Raw genomic sequence first — 14,018 nt, 5'->3', positions numbered from 1 at the left:
CTAACTCCTAACTCCTAACTCCTAACTCCTAACTCCTAACTCCTAACTCCTAACTCCTAACTCCTAACTCCTAACTCCTAACTCCTAACTCCTAGCTTTTAATGTTGAAGTTCCAAACCTGCTGCCGCATCTAGCAGCCACCAAAGTTCTCCTTGGGGCCGAATTAAGCGGGATGGGTAGGTAAAGTCATCGGCTACAGGTGCAAAGACTTGCGCCAAAGCTGGTCGTTTATTAGCACCAGCAACTAGAAAAATCACACTGCTCGCAGCGTTGATGAAGGGGTATGTGAAACTTATTCTGGGGTTTCCGTCTTTGTTACCCACGGTAACTAGGCGATCGCTTACTTTGAGAGCCTCTGTGTGGGGAAACAAAGATGCAGTATGTGCATCATCACCCATTCCTAACAATACTACATCCAATGAGGGAAACTCGACCCCAGAAGAATTGAAAAATTCTTTAAGCTGTTGTTCATACTTAGCAGCAGCTAGTTCTGGATTGGCTTCTAAAGTTGGTACGGGGTGAATGTTAGCTGCTGGGATATCAACATGATTTAGCCACGCCCGACGCGTCATCAGTTCATTGCTATCGGGGTGATCTGCTGGTACGTAACGCTCATCCCCCCAGAATATATGAATTTTATCCCAAGGCAGTTTTTGAGTAGCGATCGCTTCGTATAACGGCTTAGGTGTACTGCCACCAGATAAGGCGATGGTAAACCGCCCCCGTTGCTCAATGGCAGTTTCTAACTTCGACAGAATTAATTCTAGCGCTCGTGCAACCAGCGCTGGTTGATCCGGTAGAACTTCAACGGTTTTGTTCATGGCTTCATTATCGTATTGCTGGCTTCTGGCAATACAATACCGAACTTATTACAATCCTCCTTTTTAACTTTTGAAACATTTAACATCATGGATTAGGTAGGCTAGAAAAACGTAGCCGCTTATACCTTCAACGGTAAGTTGTCAGTAGTCGGTTGTACTTACTACTAACGGCTCTGATGATTATTTTTATTTACATCCAGTTACTTGATACTTTGTTGATTAACACCACAGAGGATACATTTATTAATTCTTATTAAAAATTAACAAAACTAATTAATCAGTTCATTTTGCCCTGGGTAATAACATATTATCAATCTCCCACAAATAACTCTTCCCAGTCAGCGATCGCTTCGCGTTGGGCGATTAACAATTCCTCAATTCCTTTTTGGGCGACATCTAGCAGTTGATCCAGCTGAGTCCGGCTAAAGCTGCGTTCTTCGGCTGTTCCCTGGACTTCAATAATTCCCAGGTGTTGATTCATCACCACGTTAAAATCTACTGTTGCAGCCACATCTTCGATGTAATTGAGATCCAAAAATGGCTCTCCATCTAGTAATCCTACAGAAATGGCTGCTACCTGTCCACACAGAGGCGATCGCTCTAGTACCCCAAGTTGCAATAATTTAGAAATCCCATGAGCCAACGCCACAAACGAGCCTGTAATGGCTGTTGTCCGAGTTCCAGCGTCTGCTTGCAGCACATCAGCATCCACAGTCAGGGTGTGTTCTCCCAGCGCCTCAAAATCCACTGCTGCGCGTAAACTGCGGCCAATTAAACGTTGAATTTCTTGCGTCCGTCCAGATAATTTTAATAATTCCCTGTCTTGCCGTTTTTGGGTAGCAGATGGGAGCATCCGGTACTCAGCGGTTAACCAGCCTTTACCAGTTCCTTCAAGAAACTTCGGAACTCCCTTATTAACGCTAACAGTACAAAGTACTTGAGTATCACCGCATCTTGCGAGAACAGAACCGGGGGCAAAGTGGGTAAAATTGGGGTGAAAGCTGATCGGACGTAGTTCGTAAGCAAGACGACCGTCAGGACGCTGCCAAGCCATTGGAGTTGCCTCAAGTTTTAGAATTACTGCCTTAAGATTACCTTAGTGTTCATTGGGCATGGAGAATGGGGAATGGTTATTAATTCTTGTCCCTCACTCCTTTTAAGGAACTGAAAGCAGAGTCAAAATATTTTGCAGCACCATATCTGGTGACTGGTCGCCGTTGATGGTCAACAAGCAGCGACGACGGTCGTAATATTCAAGTATTGGAATGGTGCGATCGTAGAATAATTCTACACGGCGTTGGACGATTTCTGGTTGGTCATCTGGTAGCGATCGCCCCAAGGATCGGCTAACCATAACTGCTTCTGGGACTTGGAGATAAATAGCCCAATCTAGCTTTTGCTCTAAATTATCTAATAAAAAATCTAATTCTTCAGCTTGGAAGGCAGTCCGGGGATAGCCTTCTAAGACCCAATCTCCGTTAATATCTGGTTGTCTGAGGCGAATTCGGATCAATTCAACGATCATTTCATCTGCAACCAATTCGCCTTTTTGCATATAGGGCTGGGCGTGGTAACCTAGTTCACTCAGGCTAGCGTAAACCGAAAGAGAAGTGCGTGGGTCAGCTTCGGACCATTGGAACTCCGGGAGGAGCTTATCGTCAGATATCGCTTCCCGTAAAATCTCACCTGTAGAAATCATCGGAATATCAAAGTATCTGCAAAGCCTTTGTGCTTGAGTGCTTTTACCCGATCCTGAACCTCCCAGAATCACCAATCTCACAATAATTTACTCCTCATCCTGTCAAATTCACTACTTGCTAAGTCTGTTTTGCCCAAACAACCGATAAATCTAACATTTAGCGATTTTCAGCCGTTATACCTAGCTTTTTTAAATAATTTGAACTGGAACTCTAATGTTTTTATTTTTACAACTCTTTTCCGAGAAAAGACGAAAATCTAAATCAACAGAACTCTTGACTTCAGCACAAACCTAGTGTTTGACTAAGAATGCAATTTGCCAAATCCACCACACTTGGGAAAAACAGATAGATTATACAGGCAGACTTGTAATCAGTACCGCCAGCCAACCCCTTAATTTATTGTAATTTTTTGAACTTTACCCTATGGTTGCCCAGCTAGAAACTCCAAGTATAAATTCACCCATTACCTTACCGTATCCAGTAGAAGGACTAGTGCAAGTTTTCACTAGCTCCCACCGTAACTTTTTTACGAGCGTTATGGCGCAAGCACTGAGAATTGCTGGGCAAGGAACGCCAGTATTAATAGTGCAGTTCCTCAAAGGAGGTATTCGTCAAGGACAGGATAGACCTATACAACTAGGACAAAATTTAGATTGGATTCGTTGTGATTTGCCTCGTTGTATTGATACACCACATTTAGACGATACCGAAAATCAAGCTTTGCAAAAGCTGTGGCAGTATACACAACAGGTAGTGTGTGAGAGTAAGTATTCTCTCGTTGTCTTAGATGAGTTAAGTTTAGCGATTAACTTTGGTTTAATTCCAGAAACTGAAGTTTTAGCGTTTCTGGCAAAACGCCCTCCCCATGTCGATATCATTCTCACAGGTCCAGAGATGCCAAAATCTCTTCTCGATGTAGCAGATCAAATTACAGAAATCCGCCGGAGTTATCGACCTTAAATAAAATGCTCAATTCAGGATATCCTAGTAATTCGGTTTGAATTAGCTGTGAAGTTGTGATTAAAAACGATATCTGGATTACTGAAATGGCTCAAAAGGGTTTGATTTCGCCCTTTGAGCCAAGTTTAATCCGAAAAGTACAAAAAGATGAGTCTGTAGCGGTTCAACCTGTAATTAGCTACGGTTTATCTTCTTATGGCTATGATATACGCCTTTCTCCGGCTGAGTTCCGCATTTTTCGCCACATTCCCGGAACTGTCGTTGATCCCAAAAACTTTAATCCCCAGAATCTGGAGCCAACAGCACTGCACACAGATGCTAATGGCAGTTACTTTATTTTACCTGCTCATTCCTATGGACTTGGGGTTGCTCTAGAAAAACTAGAGGTTCCTGAAAATATTACAGTAATATGTATAGGTAAAAGTACTTATGCACGTTGTGGGATAATAGCAAATTTAACGCCTGCTGAGGCTGCATGGCGGGGCCATCTTACCTTAGAGTTTTCCAATTCTTCGAGTGCCGACTGTCGCATCTACGCGAACGAAGGCGTAGTACAATTGCTATTTTTAGAAGGTGAACCATGTGCTATCAGTTATGAAGCCCGTCAAGGTAAATATCAGGATCAACTAGAGATTGTTACATTAGCAAAGGTATAATTAAATATTCTTAAATAACTTAATTTAAGTTCCTGCTGATCTGTGCGATCGCTCTAAATCATACCCAAAAATCGGAGTGCGATCGCTTTATCCTACAAAACATTCTGTAAATCTTTAATTGTATTTGCTACAACAATTCTGCGTAAAATCTCTTTCAATTGCTCTAAGTCAGAAATTTGCGACATCAACTCCAAACCATCGCTGCCAAATTTCGCCTCTAAACTTGTTTCGATGCTAGAGATGATTCCACGTACTTGTCCTCGTGCTTCTCCTTCTGCTTGTCCTCGTGCTTCTCCTTCTGCTTGTCCTCGTGCTTGTCCCTCACGTAAAATTTCTTGATACCAAGGTGACTCTCTTAAGACTGTCATATCCCACCTCATGATTTCCTGAACTAAAGTACTTTCTAATACAAAGGTTGCAAAAAATGCCAGAACTGTCTCAAGTTGATTTAATTGCTCATCAGCACGTAGCATTCGCAATGCTTCCCTAATTGTAGACTCGTTTTCTCCGCCTTTGAGAATTGGTACAAAGGGAAGCAGCGAGGGTAACGGTGTCTCAAAAGCAATATTTACGTCAACCTCCCAAAGATTGATCACGCGGTAATCTTGAATTGCTCTTAACCCGATAAAATTGGATGCAAAGCTTGTAGGTATTTCGCTGTTGCTGATTTTGAGAATATTAATCAGTACAGGGTACGTTTGTAGTTGATATTTCTCTTCTGCAAGAGCGGTATATGCACGCATCCGACGCGGCATTTCTGATGTGTAGCGTAATTGCAACTCATTAAGGATGAGAAATTTTCCGTATTGGGGACTTTCAGCCTGAATTACAACATCGCTTTGTCGGCTAATCCATTGGAATTCTGTATTTAAGATTTCGCCTGTAACAATGTCGGAAATTCCTGTCACCCATTTTGCCCAATTATTTGGTGCAAGGCTGATTAATTTTTTAGTGCTAACATCGACAGCTTTGTTCATCAAAAAAAATAGATGCGATCGCTCTAAATCAAACCTAATAAATCTGAGAATAGTCGCGTCGCTTTATCCTATCGCAAATTATGTCAAATTTCGCATATCGAGAGCATGGGGTAAGCGATTATCTAAGGTGCTAACCTGGCCTTACCTAGACGCTGCTTTTCATACCATTGTGCGATCGCAGGTGCCCAATCTTCAAAATGAGGCCACATCATTTCACACAATTTTTGAATTTCAAGTTGAGCATCTTTCTTATTTCTCAAGTCACAAAAATGCAAGAAAGACCTTAAATTGAAACTAACTACAAAATGCTGGCGATAATCAAAAGGTACTTTACCTCTTGCGTGTTCTTCAGACATCCCAGCCTCAAAATCAGCTTTATATCGTTTAGCTGCTTCTAGACACCACTCTAAATCTGCTGCTCGTTGCTCTGGTGAATAGTGGTATTTTTTGCCTTGTCTATCAGTGTAATAACCAACAGGACGCAGGTAAAAAACATCTTCTATGTCTTTTTTACCTTCTACTACATTGATGAATTGGTTGCCTGTATATCTAAATGATTGTACATCAAATGATACTGACACACGATGAGTACGAGCCTGCTGCATCACGCTGTGGGGAAAGTAGCCACAGTTGAAAACAATCTGGGGATGCTCTAGAGGCCCATAATGTCCTCTCTCACCTGCTAAAAGTCGCTTAACAATAACTTCGCCGCTTTGTGACTCCGAAGGCCAAGAGTCGCGCCCATCAAACACAAACCCATCAGTATAGTCTTGGTGCATCGCGGCATAAATCACCTGCTGCGGGTTTGGTGTTTTGGCAATAACCTCTACTCGAAATCGATGCATTAGGTGTTAAAGAATAAATTTGTGACTGAAAGTGGTTACTAATAAGGAGTAGAGCCTGTTGCTTAGACATTGCTTTGAACTCGATTCATCATCATATCTCTTCTCTGGCTTGGACTTCTACTCGATCAGATGAAAATGCTTTACAAATATTAATAAGTTTGTTACATTTATTTACATAAATCAGAGACAGGGAAAAATCCATGCGTACAAGCACTGCTATAATTGATGACCAAGGCAAACTAAACAACTTTGCGATCGAGCCAAAAATTTATATAGACGAGCAAGGCGATCGCACTGGTTTCACTCCCTACGCAGAAATGCTCAACGGTCGTTTAGCAATAATTGGTTTTGTCTCTCTAATAGCATTAGAAGTATTCACAGGACACGGCATCGTTGGTGTTTTGGCAAGTCTATAAAAAATAATTTCTATAACTTAATTCTCAACAAATATAAGAGACGGTAAATTTACCGTCTCTTAATTTATGGAAAACTTAGTGCTAGAGTAAAAATATACTGATAGCAAAAGCCGCTATCAGCGTAAAAATATTGGGTGAACTATGGCTTTAACTGCTTCGACTATGTTGCCATTAAGCACAAAAGCACCAGATTTTAATCTACCGGAAGTAGTATCTGGAAAGACAACTTCACTTTCCACCTTCGCAAATAAAAAAGCGCTGTTGGTAATGTTTATTTGTCGGCATTGTCCATTTGTCAAGCACATTCAACAAGAATTAGTGCAGTTAGGAAAAGATTATTTTACAAGTGATTTAGCGATCGTTGCCATCAGTGCTAACGATGCAAAAAATTACCCCGATGACGCGCCAGAGTCGTTACAAGCATTTGCGACAGAACAAGGCTTTAATTTTACCTTATGCTACGACGAGAATCAGGAAACGGCAAAGGCTTACACAGCAGCTTGCACACCTGATTTTTTTGTATTTGATGACCAACGGCAGCTTGTTTATCGCGGACAATTAGATGATAGCCGTCCCAGTAATGGCAAACCCGTAACAGGCACAGATTTACGCGCAGCTATTGAAGCAGTGCTGGCGGGTAAACCTGTTACAAGCGACCAAAAGCCGAGTGTTGGTTGCAATATTAAATGGAAACCTGGAAACCAACCCAGTTATTTTGGTTGAAAGAGTTAGGAGTTAGGAGTTGGGAGTTGGGAGTTAGGAGTTTGGAGTTTGGAGTTAGGAGTTTGGAGTTAGGAGTTTGGAGTTAGGAGTTAGGAGTTTGGAGTTTGGAGTTTGGAGTTTGGAGTTAGGAGTTTGGAGTTTGGAGTTTGGAGTTTGGAGTTAGGAGTTTGGAGTTTGGAGTTTGGAGTTTGGAGTTGGGAGTTGGGAGTTGGGAGTTAAGAATGATTCTCCTTGTCCCCTAATCTCCCCCAGTTTCCAGTCTCCAGTCCCCCGATATTAATGTTTAATTTCCAAATTCAGTATGTAACATCCTAATTGAACTTTTTCTGCCCACAATTCATATTCCAGACGCAAATGCTCTGGTAAGGGATGTCCGTTGAGAGCTAGGCTACTAGTAAAATTTCGTAAACGAATCGGATTGTTAGGTTGCAATGACTCAGTTGGCAACCAATAGCGACTAATGCCATAAACGCCCCGTTCCCAAAAGTGACGGTAACTGACTTGAGCGTTACCTTGCATAGTCATGATGACTCGGTAAGGGGAAATCTCTAGCCACAAAATTCTGGGACTGTTAGGGGCATAAGCTTTGCTCTTATTTTGGGGAAGTGTATCCTCTGGACTTACGACACTCTCTACTTCACAGCTAATTAGGGGCGGTGCGGTCAGCAGCAAATGGAATCTATCAGTATCTTTTTGATACAATGTCGCGGCAGTTTCCACAACAGACCAGATTGGTAGGTCAGTGGAAATAAGTGATAAGCACACGGGCTTGCGGTGATGGGTCAGCATGGGAGCGATAAGGGCTAAAAGCTATTGAACAAACTGAAATGAACACTAGGCAGTCTAATAAATAGGCTAGGGTAAGAAACTAAATAGTAAAACAGGCTTAATATTAATGAATCCTCTGATTTGTTAAGCTACACAGATACCAATAGAAACAGGTAGAATGTCAGCTTAGACAGTAAAAACGGTACTTTCTCGCTAAGAGAGCTAATTCGTAAGTAAAGCTTGTAAATATTCTAAGGCTATAGCCTCAAAACAGTGGGAGTCTTTTTAGATGCTAAGAAACCTTCTTGAGGGAGACTTGCCGGAGATTTGAGTAAGTTTCATACAGCAAAAAGCGATAGGATACTAGGCAGCAAGTCACCAGAGGCGATTTTGTTTGTTACTGCTGAACTTCCGATGTATTCAAAAGCCAGTGTATCCTAATGTCGCCTTTTGTTATAACCGTAGAAACTCACGAAGACCTTTCTCACAAGTTAATTATTCAACAGTCCACTTTCGGCTGTCTTTACGGGGTCATATCCGGGTGGTTGGGGGTCTTCACCATCGGGGAGCATCCCAATTTTGGCTTAAATCTTTTCCCTCACCCCCAGCCCCTCTCCCATCTGATGGCAGAGGGGAGATATAATTCTAATTACCCGAATCTCAAAGATGGGATTCGGGGTTAGGGGATGAGGGCTATCAAGGTTTTTGCACCTGACGGGATGCTCCCCACCATCATCTAATCTTGGGCGCTTTAACCGAAATTTTGTAACTTATTTTAAAAGAAGAACCCCGCAGTATTGCTAGTTGTTTTCAAGCTCGACAAAAGGACTTTTCAAATATCCTCTAAACTTTATCGGATTTCTGTGATTTTGAGTATTTGTACTGGATTAGCTATATTTTGCAAAAATTAACGCTTTGAAATTTTTTCTCTCAGATGAATCGCACTAAGTTCTGGGCTGCATGTAATATACGACTTACGCATCAGATACCAAATGTAAGGGCAATTCATGAATTGCCCCTACGGAAAATCAAGGATTTTACTGCCTTGAAAGCGTAAGTCCTATAATACTTATCAAGCGATGACGCGACAAGCGAACAAAACAATTAAGCAAATATTTTATCCCGGTCATGGGGTGCATCAAAATCAATCAGTGGCCCTTTTGGAACGATGCGAGTTGGGTTAACTTGGGGATGGCTTTTGTAATAATGCCGTTTGATGTGGTCAAGATTGCAAGTTTCTTTGACTCCCGATAATTGGTAAAGTTCTTTGAGATAATTCCACAGATTCGGATAATCTACAATCCTGCGTAAGTTGCATTTGAAATGCACATAATAAACTACATCGAAACGAAACAGAGTAGTGAACATACACCAGTCCGCTTCAGTAATTTCATTTTTGCAAAGATAGCGTTGATTTCCCAATACTTTTTCCCAGTAGTCGAGAGCGGTGAATAATTCCGTTACTGCTTCATCATAAGCCGACTGAGTGGTAGCAAATCCCGCCCGGTAGACACCGTTATTTATTGGTTGATAAATTGTATCAATCGTCTCGTCAATTACTTTTTGTAAATGTTCTGGATAAAAGTTGATATTTTGTTTGGCGAAAGCATTGAATTCTGTATCAAACATCCGAATGATTTCGCGGGATTCATTATTGACAATTGTCCCATTTTGGATATCCCATAAAACTGGAACTGTCACCCGACCGCTATAGTTAGGATCAGCTTTTAGATAAAGTTGCCAAAGATATTGAGTCCCGTTGACTGTATCGGGAATACACCCCGGTTCATCACCAAATTCCCAGCTATTTTGATCGATTTCTGCTGCAACGACTGATAACCCAATGACATCTTGGAGTCCTTTTAATTGGCGAATAATGGCGGTGCGACACGCCCAAGGGCAAGCCCAAGAAATATACAGATGATAACGCCCCGCTTCAGCTTTCAACCCACTAGAACCATCAGCTGTAATGTGGTTACGGAAAGTAGTTGATGGACGGATAAATTTACCTTCTGAGTCTTCTTGCTCTCTTTGAGATACCCATTGACCATTCTTAAGAATTCCCAAACCCATAATTATCTCCTTAGTTATTAGTCAACAGTCAAACAATTTTGGATTTTAAATTTTGGATTTTGGATTGTTCCGTTCAGCCAACGGCTTGCTCAGGACATCGCAAGGGACGAGGTATAACCGAAATAATTTTTAATTCTTTAATCTAAAATCTAAAATTGTCCCGGTCAAAAATCTAAAAATTTTGACTGTTGAATTTTGACTATTCAGCGTTGAGTATTTTTGGTACTTTGAAAAATTCACCTTCTTGTTCAGGCGCATTGTTGAGGATGCTTTCTCGGTCAGGATAGGGTTGCAATTTATCCTCTCGTGTGATGTTGCTGACATCAATTGCCCGCGTTGTTGGAGGCACATTGCTAACATCAAGTTCATCCAACTGTTGAATATAATCCAGAATACTTCCTAACTGGGTAGTAAATTGTTTTTCTTCTTCTGGAGTCAATTCTAAACGAGCAAGATTAGCTACTTTATGAACTTGTTCTTGGTCAATCATATTTTTTAGTTGGGAGTTAGAAATTAGGGGAGTTAGGAGTTAGGAGTGAGGAGTGAGGAGTGAGGAGTTGGGAGTTAGAAATTAGGGGAGTTAGGAGTTAGGAGTGAGGAGTGAGGAGTTGGGAGTTGGGAGTTAGGAGTGAATGATTCATAATTCCTAACTCATCACTTTTAGAAGAATACGTCAATTTGCGATCGCCCGGTGGTTTTCAGCCAGTTTTGGGCTTCAATGTAGTTATTGGGAGCCATGCGAATAGCTCGAATCCAATAGTCTGCTGCTTGGTCAAAGAGTGCTTCGCCAGCCTCGTTATCTCCAGCTTCTTTCTCTTTTTCGCCTTGATAGTGATAAATCACGGCGATGTTATTCAAAGCTTGGGGCATCCGTGGGTTTAACTCAATTGCCTGGTGATACAGTTCTAAAGCTTTGTTGTGGTCGCCGTTACTGGCATAGATTAGCCCCATATTGTAGAGAATATAGCCGCGATCGTTGGTATCTTCCTCTAGTGTGAGAGCTTCTTCATAATATTCTAATGCTTCAGCATATTCCCCTTCTGCTTGGGCTGACATGCCATCTCGATAATAAACAAACGCTTCTTTAGCTTTTTTGTTGGTTGGCAGGATCTTCAGAATGATATCCGCCATCACTGTAAAGGATTTGTCAACAAAATTATCGTTTTTTTGTGTTCTTGGCATAGTAGTCTCTGGGGATTGGGGATTGGGGACTGGGTATTAGGTATTGGAAAAACTCTTCCCTCTTCATCTAATCGCCAGTTCACTCAATAGCTAATTTAACTGATTTCTGGGGGCATTCTTCTCAGTGAGTGGGATGATGCACTCTGGACTATTATGCCGAGAGTTGTTTACTAAGGTGCTAACTGGATACGCAGTCATTGCTGGGGCTGGATAGGGACGCAATAGCTGCTGTAGGGTTTGGGGCGTTTGCACTTGGGAATCTAGCCATAAATCGTAATCTTTTGGCTCTAGAATCACTGGCATCCGCTCGTGGATAGGTTGGAGTAATTCGTTAGCTGCCGTTGTCAAAATTGTACAAGAGATTATTTCTTCGTTTGCTGGCGATCGCCATTTCTCCCACAAACCTGCAAAACCGAAGGGTTGCCCATCTTGAAGGCGAAAATAAAATGGCTGCTTTTTGCCTTGTTGCCGTTGCCACTCATAAAAGCCATCAGCTATCACTAAACAGCGTCGATGCTTAAAAGCCGAACGAAAAGCGGGTTTTTCGGCAACAGTTTCAGCCCTAGCGTTAATCAACTTTGCCCCCATCCCTGCATCTTTCGCCCATGACGGAATTAATCCCCAATACAACTGCTTAAATTCACGCTTTTCGCTTTCGGGATTTTGTAACACCGTTGCCACCATTTGCGTAGGTGCGATGTTATATCCGGCTGTTAAATCCAGAACTGGCTCAACATGGAAAACTTCAGCTAAAGCTGCTGCTGACTGATTTAGAGTAAATCTTCCACACATACTTTTATTCTCGATTACTAACTAAATTAAATCAATTGGCAATTTGCAATACTTCGGCTACGCTCACTACAAGTTCCCAATGACGCTCGTTCTTCGCTATCGCTAACGCTGCGTTCGCAAAGTGTCTCGTAGAGAAGAGAAGTATTACGTTTTGTAAGGGTGATTTAACCCCGACACAAAACGTGCTGCCTGTCTTGCTGGGGAATTAAACCCCGAAACTTTATTAAATATCTCAATGTAGAAATGAAGAATGTTTTTTATTTTTTCAGATAATTTTATTTAGTACTTCTAAGCTAAATCTTCAAAAAAATCATCCGGTTTTAGGAAAATATTTTGGTAAGATATTGTATTTTGAACCTCTACTTATCAACATATTCTTAACTGCATTTTAGCATGGAACTACTGCGTTTGTACGATTTCTTACCTTCTGGCAATGCTTATAAGATACGTCTTTTATTAACACAACTAGGTATGCCTTTTGAAAGGGTAGAGCTTAACATTTTGAAAGGTGAGACTCGAACACCAGAATTTTTAAGTAAAAATCCCAACGGAAAGATACCTATTATTGAAATTGAGCCAGGGAAATACTTGGCAGAATCAAATGCCATATTGGTATATCTAAGTGAAGGTACAGAATTTTTACCCTATGACCGCTTTTTACGAGCGCAGGTGCTGCAATGGTTATGTTTTGAACAATATAGCCATGAGCCTTTTATTGCTAAATCAAGATTTTGGATTTCTATTTTAGGTAAAACTGAAGAATATAGTGAAGCTATAAAGCAAAAACGTGAACCAGGTTATGCAGCACTTAGCCTGATGGAAAAATACTTGACTTGCCACATTTTTTTTGTAGGAGAGCGTTATACGATTGCTGATATCGCATTGTTCGCGTACACTCATGTAGCTGATGAAGGTGGGTTTGATTTAACACAATTTCCTGCTATCCAAGCTTGGATAGAAAAAGTCAAAGCTCAACCAAGGTATATCAGTATTACACAAGCATGAAAAGTCGATTTTGCTTTTTTTATGCAGTTCAAAGTTTTTGAATGCGTGAATGTGTGACTTACCCAAACGCGAATTTATCCTAAGAGTTGGGGCTGACTTTCACCTTGCGGTACTAGATATCTGTATCAATTTCTATTAGCTTTTGTCGAGAGGACAAACCTGATTTTATTCTGATATCAGATTTGGCTACATCAAATTTTTTTGCTAATAGTTTAATTAACTCTTCATTAGCCTTACCATCAACTGGGGGGGATTTTAAATACACAATCAAACTGCCATCAAGTTGTTCTTCAATTTTTTGCTGTTTTGAATTAGGTTTAACCTTGATTTTTTTTTGCATAACCTATTTTATGTAATTGTCGCAGCCACAACCAACCTAAAACAGAACCCAATAGATAATGAGGAAAATCCCACCAAGCAAAGGTAGTACCAAGTAACAGTTTACCTATCAAGGTGGCGCGAATCTCCTCTAATATTGGCGGATGCCAAAGTTGCAAGAATTCTAGTATACAGGTGATGACAAAAACCCATATAGGAATTTGGATTATCGCCGCTCGATTTCTGAAAAACCAAAATGCGAAGAGACACCAAAATATTTCATAAAATATCGCTGCTCCGTAGTCATTAAACCACTGATGGGCAGGCCCGGTGTAGTACTTAAACAAAAAGCCCATCGGTACAACGATGAGCAGAGAAAGAATAATAAATATTGTTTGGTTACGATGTTGGAGCATTTTTTCAAGGCTAAAGACTAACGAAAATTTTAGCCTCTGCACTGCTCTTTCTTAATAATTCGTAATTTTTGATTTAATTAGGAATTACTTCCAGATTTACGCATTGAAAACCTGAAACATCGTTTGCGTAGCGCACTCCTCCCTTAAAAAGCTAGGGTGTACACAAGGCTTTGGTGAGGCCATTTAGGGTTAAGTTTTATAGCCCCTGAAATACCTCACCCTGGTTTTACTACGTAAAACCTGTCCCTCTCCTTATTAAGGAGAGGGATGTAGGGATTAAGGAGAGGTATGTAGGGATGTTCGATAGGACTCTTTGAGATTTTGGAGGACTTTTGGGCGATTTTTTGTGCGTAAGTGCTAACTTCG

18 protein-coding genes are annotated in these 14,018 nt (G+C 41.1%); 6 read left to right on the top strand and 12 right to left on the bottom strand.

Annotated elements, in window-relative coordinates:
- Positions 1–98 precede the first annotated feature (98 nt).
- From pgl to V7K73_RS29490, 3 genes are all read right to left on the bottom strand, one after another.
- Complete coding sequence (gene pgl, locus V7K73_RS29500; RefSeq protein WP_334885601.1) at positions 99–821, bottom strand: 6-phosphogluconolactonase; 723 nt, start codon at positions 819–821, stop codon at positions 99–101.
- Between the two features lie 310 nt (positions 822–1,131).
- Positions 1,132–1,875: a ribonuclease PH gene (gene rph, locus V7K73_RS29495; RefSeq protein ID WP_334885599.1), complete on the bottom strand. Its 744-nt coding sequence runs from the start codon at positions 1,873–1,875 to the stop codon at positions 1,132–1,134.
- 102 nt (positions 1,876–1,977) lie between these two features.
- Positions 1,978–2,601 carry an adenylate kinase family protein gene (locus V7K73_RS29490; protein WP_334885597.1) on the bottom strand — a complete coding sequence of 208 codons (624 nt, stop codon included), beginning with the start codon at positions 2,599–2,601 and terminating at the stop codon, positions 1,978–1,980.
- A 343-nt stretch (positions 2,602–2,944) separates the two neighbouring features.
- Here V7K73_RS29490 and V7K73_RS29485 point away from each other — a divergent pair, with 343 nt between their 5' ends.
- On the top strand, positions 2,945–3,481 hold the full coding sequence (locus tag V7K73_RS29485; protein WP_334885595.1) for a P-loop NTPase family protein: 537 nt from the start codon (positions 2,945–2,947) through the stop codon (positions 3,479–3,481).
- A gap of 86 nt (positions 3,482–3,567) precedes the next feature.
- Positions 3,568–4,137 carry a dCTP deaminase gene (dcd, locus tag V7K73_RS29480; RefSeq protein ID WP_334885593.1) on the top strand — a complete coding sequence of 190 codons (570 nt, stop codon included), beginning with the start codon at positions 3,568–3,570 and terminating at the stop codon, positions 4,135–4,137.
- 92 nt (positions 4,138–4,229) lie between these two features.
- On the opposite strand, the gene V7K73_RS29475 is transcribed toward dcd, so the two are convergent.
- Both V7K73_RS29475 and thyX read right to left on the bottom strand, forming a co-directional pair.
- Positions 4,230–5,114, bottom strand: a complete 885-nt coding sequence (locus tag V7K73_RS29475) for an Rpn family recombination-promoting nuclease/putative transposase (protein ID WP_334885591.1) — start codon at positions 5,112–5,114, stop codon at positions 4,230–4,232.
- A gap of 122 nt (positions 5,115–5,236) precedes the next feature.
- A complete protein-coding gene (gene thyX, locus V7K73_RS29470; protein ID WP_334885589.1) occupies positions 5,237–5,959 on the bottom strand; it encodes an FAD-dependent thymidylate synthase in 723 nt (240 codons plus the stop codon).
- A gap of 200 nt (positions 5,960–6,159) precedes the next feature.
- Between thyX and V7K73_RS29465 the strand changes: the two genes are divergently transcribed.
- Together V7K73_RS29465 and V7K73_RS29460 are read left to right on the top strand one after the other, a co-directional pair.
- Positions 6,160–6,375: a high light inducible protein gene (locus V7K73_RS29465; protein ID WP_334885587.1), complete on the top strand. Its 216-nt coding sequence runs from the start codon at positions 6,160–6,162 to the stop codon at positions 6,373–6,375.
- A gap of 141 nt (positions 6,376–6,516) precedes the next feature.
- Complete coding sequence (locus V7K73_RS29460) at positions 6,517–7,098, top strand: thioredoxin family protein (protein WP_334885585.1); 582 nt, start codon at positions 6,517–6,519, stop codon at positions 7,096–7,098.
- A 276-nt stretch (positions 7,099–7,374) separates the two neighbouring features.
- Here V7K73_RS29460 and V7K73_RS29455 read toward each other — a convergent pair whose 3' ends face one another.
- Positions 7,375–7,887 (bottom strand): hypothetical protein, encoded by a 513-nt coding sequence (locus V7K73_RS29455; protein WP_334885583.1) that lies wholly within the window; start codon positions 7,885–7,887, stop codon positions 7,375–7,377.
- Positions 7,888–8,306: 419 nt separating this feature from the next.
- Here V7K73_RS29455 and V7K73_RS29450 point away from each other — a divergent pair, with 419 nt between their 5' ends.
- Positions 8,307–8,549, top strand: coding sequence for a hypothetical protein (locus tag V7K73_RS29450; RefSeq protein ID WP_334885581.1), 243 nt, complete (start codon positions 8,307–8,309; stop codon positions 8,547–8,549).
- A 421-nt stretch (positions 8,550–8,970) separates the two neighbouring features.
- Here V7K73_RS29450 and V7K73_RS29445 read toward each other — a convergent pair whose 3' ends face one another.
- From V7K73_RS29445 to V7K73_RS29430, 4 genes are all read right to left on the bottom strand, one after another.
- A complete protein-coding gene (locus V7K73_RS29445; protein WP_334885580.1) occupies positions 8,971–9,939 on the bottom strand; it encodes a glutathione S-transferase family protein in 969 nt (322 codons plus the stop codon).
- Positions 9,940–10,138: 199 nt separating this feature from the next.
- Complete coding sequence (gene gatC / locus V7K73_RS29440) at positions 10,139–10,429, bottom strand: Asp-tRNA(Asn)/Glu-tRNA(Gln) amidotransferase subunit GatC (RefSeq protein WP_334885578.1); 291 nt, start codon at positions 10,427–10,429, stop codon at positions 10,139–10,141.
- Between the two features lie 170 nt (positions 10,430–10,599).
- The gene (locus tag V7K73_RS29435; protein ID WP_229488418.1) at positions 10,600–11,121 is read right to left on the bottom strand and encodes a photosystem I assembly protein Ycf3; all 522 of its coding nucleotides are present in this window, start codon (positions 11,119–11,121) and stop codon (positions 10,600–10,602) included.
- Between the two features lie 90 nt (positions 11,122–11,211).
- Complete coding sequence (locus V7K73_RS29430; RefSeq protein WP_334885575.1) at positions 11,212–11,913, bottom strand: SOS response-associated peptidase; 702 nt, start codon at positions 11,911–11,913, stop codon at positions 11,212–11,214.
- A 393-nt stretch (positions 11,914–12,306) separates the two neighbouring features.
- Here V7K73_RS29430 and V7K73_RS29425 point away from each other — a divergent pair, with 393 nt between their 5' ends.
- Positions 12,307–12,918: a glutathione S-transferase family protein gene (locus V7K73_RS29425; RefSeq protein WP_334885573.1), complete on the top strand. Its 612-nt coding sequence runs from the start codon at positions 12,307–12,309 to the stop codon at positions 12,916–12,918.
- 112 nt (positions 12,919–13,030) lie between these two features.
- Here the strand turns inward: V7K73_RS29425 and V7K73_RS29420 are convergent, their stop codons facing one another.
- Positions 13,031–13,258 (bottom strand): DUF167 domain-containing protein, encoded by a 228-nt coding sequence (locus V7K73_RS29420; RefSeq protein ID WP_334885571.1) that lies wholly within the window; start codon positions 13,256–13,258, stop codon positions 13,031–13,033.
- A complete protein-coding gene (locus V7K73_RS29415; RefSeq protein WP_334885569.1) occupies positions 13,236–13,652 on the bottom strand; it encodes a ribosomal maturation YjgA family protein in 417 nt (138 codons plus the stop codon). The genes V7K73_RS29420 and V7K73_RS29415 overlap by 23 nt, the downstream gene beginning before the upstream one ends.
- Positions 13,653–14,018 lie beyond the last annotated feature (366 nt).

It is taken from the genome of Nostoc sp., from assembly GCF_036916975.1.
GTDB lineage: Bacteria > Cyanobacteriota > Cyanobacteriia > Cyanobacteriales > Nostocaceae > Nostoc.
The sequence above is the reverse complement of the archived record's forward strand: the minus strand, read 5'-3'. Positions and strand labels throughout refer to the sequence as shown.

Bases quoted from the DNA above. Each gene is read 5' to 3' on its own strand.
- pgl (WP_334885601.1), bottom strand. From the start codon at position 821: ATGAACAAAACCGTTGAAGTTCTACCGGATCAACCAGCGCTGGTTGCA.
- rph (WP_334885599.1), bottom strand. From the start codon at position 1,875: ATGGCTTGGCAGCGTCCTGACGGTCGTCTTGCTTACGAACTACGTCCG.
- V7K73_RS29485 (WP_334885595.1), top strand. From the start codon at position 2,945: ATGGTTGCCCAGCTAGAAACTCCAAGTATAAATTCACCCATTACCTTA.
- dcd (WP_334885593.1), top strand. From the start codon at position 3,568: ATGGCTCAAAAGGGTTTGATTTCGCCCTTTGAGCCAAGTTTAATCCGA.
- V7K73_RS29475 (WP_334885591.1), bottom strand. From the start codon at position 5,114: ATGAACAAAGCTGTCGATGTTAGCACTAAAAAATTAATCAGCCTTGCA.
- thyX (WP_334885589.1), bottom strand. From the start codon at position 5,959: ATGCATCGATTTCGAGTAGAGGTTATTGCCAAAACACCAAACCCGCAG.
- V7K73_RS29465 (WP_334885587.1), top strand. From the start codon at position 6,160: ATGCGTACAAGCACTGCTATAATTGATGACCAAGGCAAACTAAACAAC.
- V7K73_RS29460 (WP_334885585.1), top strand. From the start codon at position 6,517: ATGGCTTTAACTGCTTCGACTATGTTGCCATTAAGCACAAAAGCACCA.
- V7K73_RS29455 (WP_334885583.1), bottom strand. From the start codon at position 7,887: ATGCTGACCCATCACCGCAAGCCCGTGTGCTTATCACTTATTTCCACT.
- V7K73_RS29450 (WP_334885581.1), top strand. From the start codon at position 8,307: ATGTCGCCTTTTGTTATAACCGTAGAAACTCACGAAGACCTTTCTCAC.
- V7K73_RS29445 (WP_334885580.1), bottom strand. From the start codon at position 9,939: ATGGGTTTGGGAATTCTTAAGAATGGTCAATGGGTATCTCAAAGAGAG.
- gatC (WP_334885578.1), bottom strand. From the start codon at position 10,429: ATGATTGACCAAGAACAAGTTCATAAAGTAGCTAATCTTGCTCGTTTA.
- V7K73_RS29435 (WP_229488418.1), bottom strand. From the start codon at position 11,121: ATGCCAAGAACACAAAAAAACGATAATTTTGTTGACAAATCCTTTACA.
- V7K73_RS29430 (WP_334885575.1), bottom strand. From the start codon at position 11,913: ATGTGTGGAAGATTTACTCTAAATCAGTCAGCAGCAGCTTTAGCTGAA.
- V7K73_RS29425 (WP_334885573.1), top strand. From the start codon at position 12,307: ATGGAACTACTGCGTTTGTACGATTTCTTACCTTCTGGCAATGCTTAT.
- V7K73_RS29420 (WP_334885571.1), bottom strand. From the start codon at position 13,258: ATGCAAAAAAAAATCAAGGTTAAACCTAATTCAAAACAGCAAAAAATT.
- V7K73_RS29415 (WP_334885569.1), bottom strand. From the start codon at position 13,652: ATGCTCCAACATCGTAACCAAACAATATTTATTATTCTTTCTCTGCTC.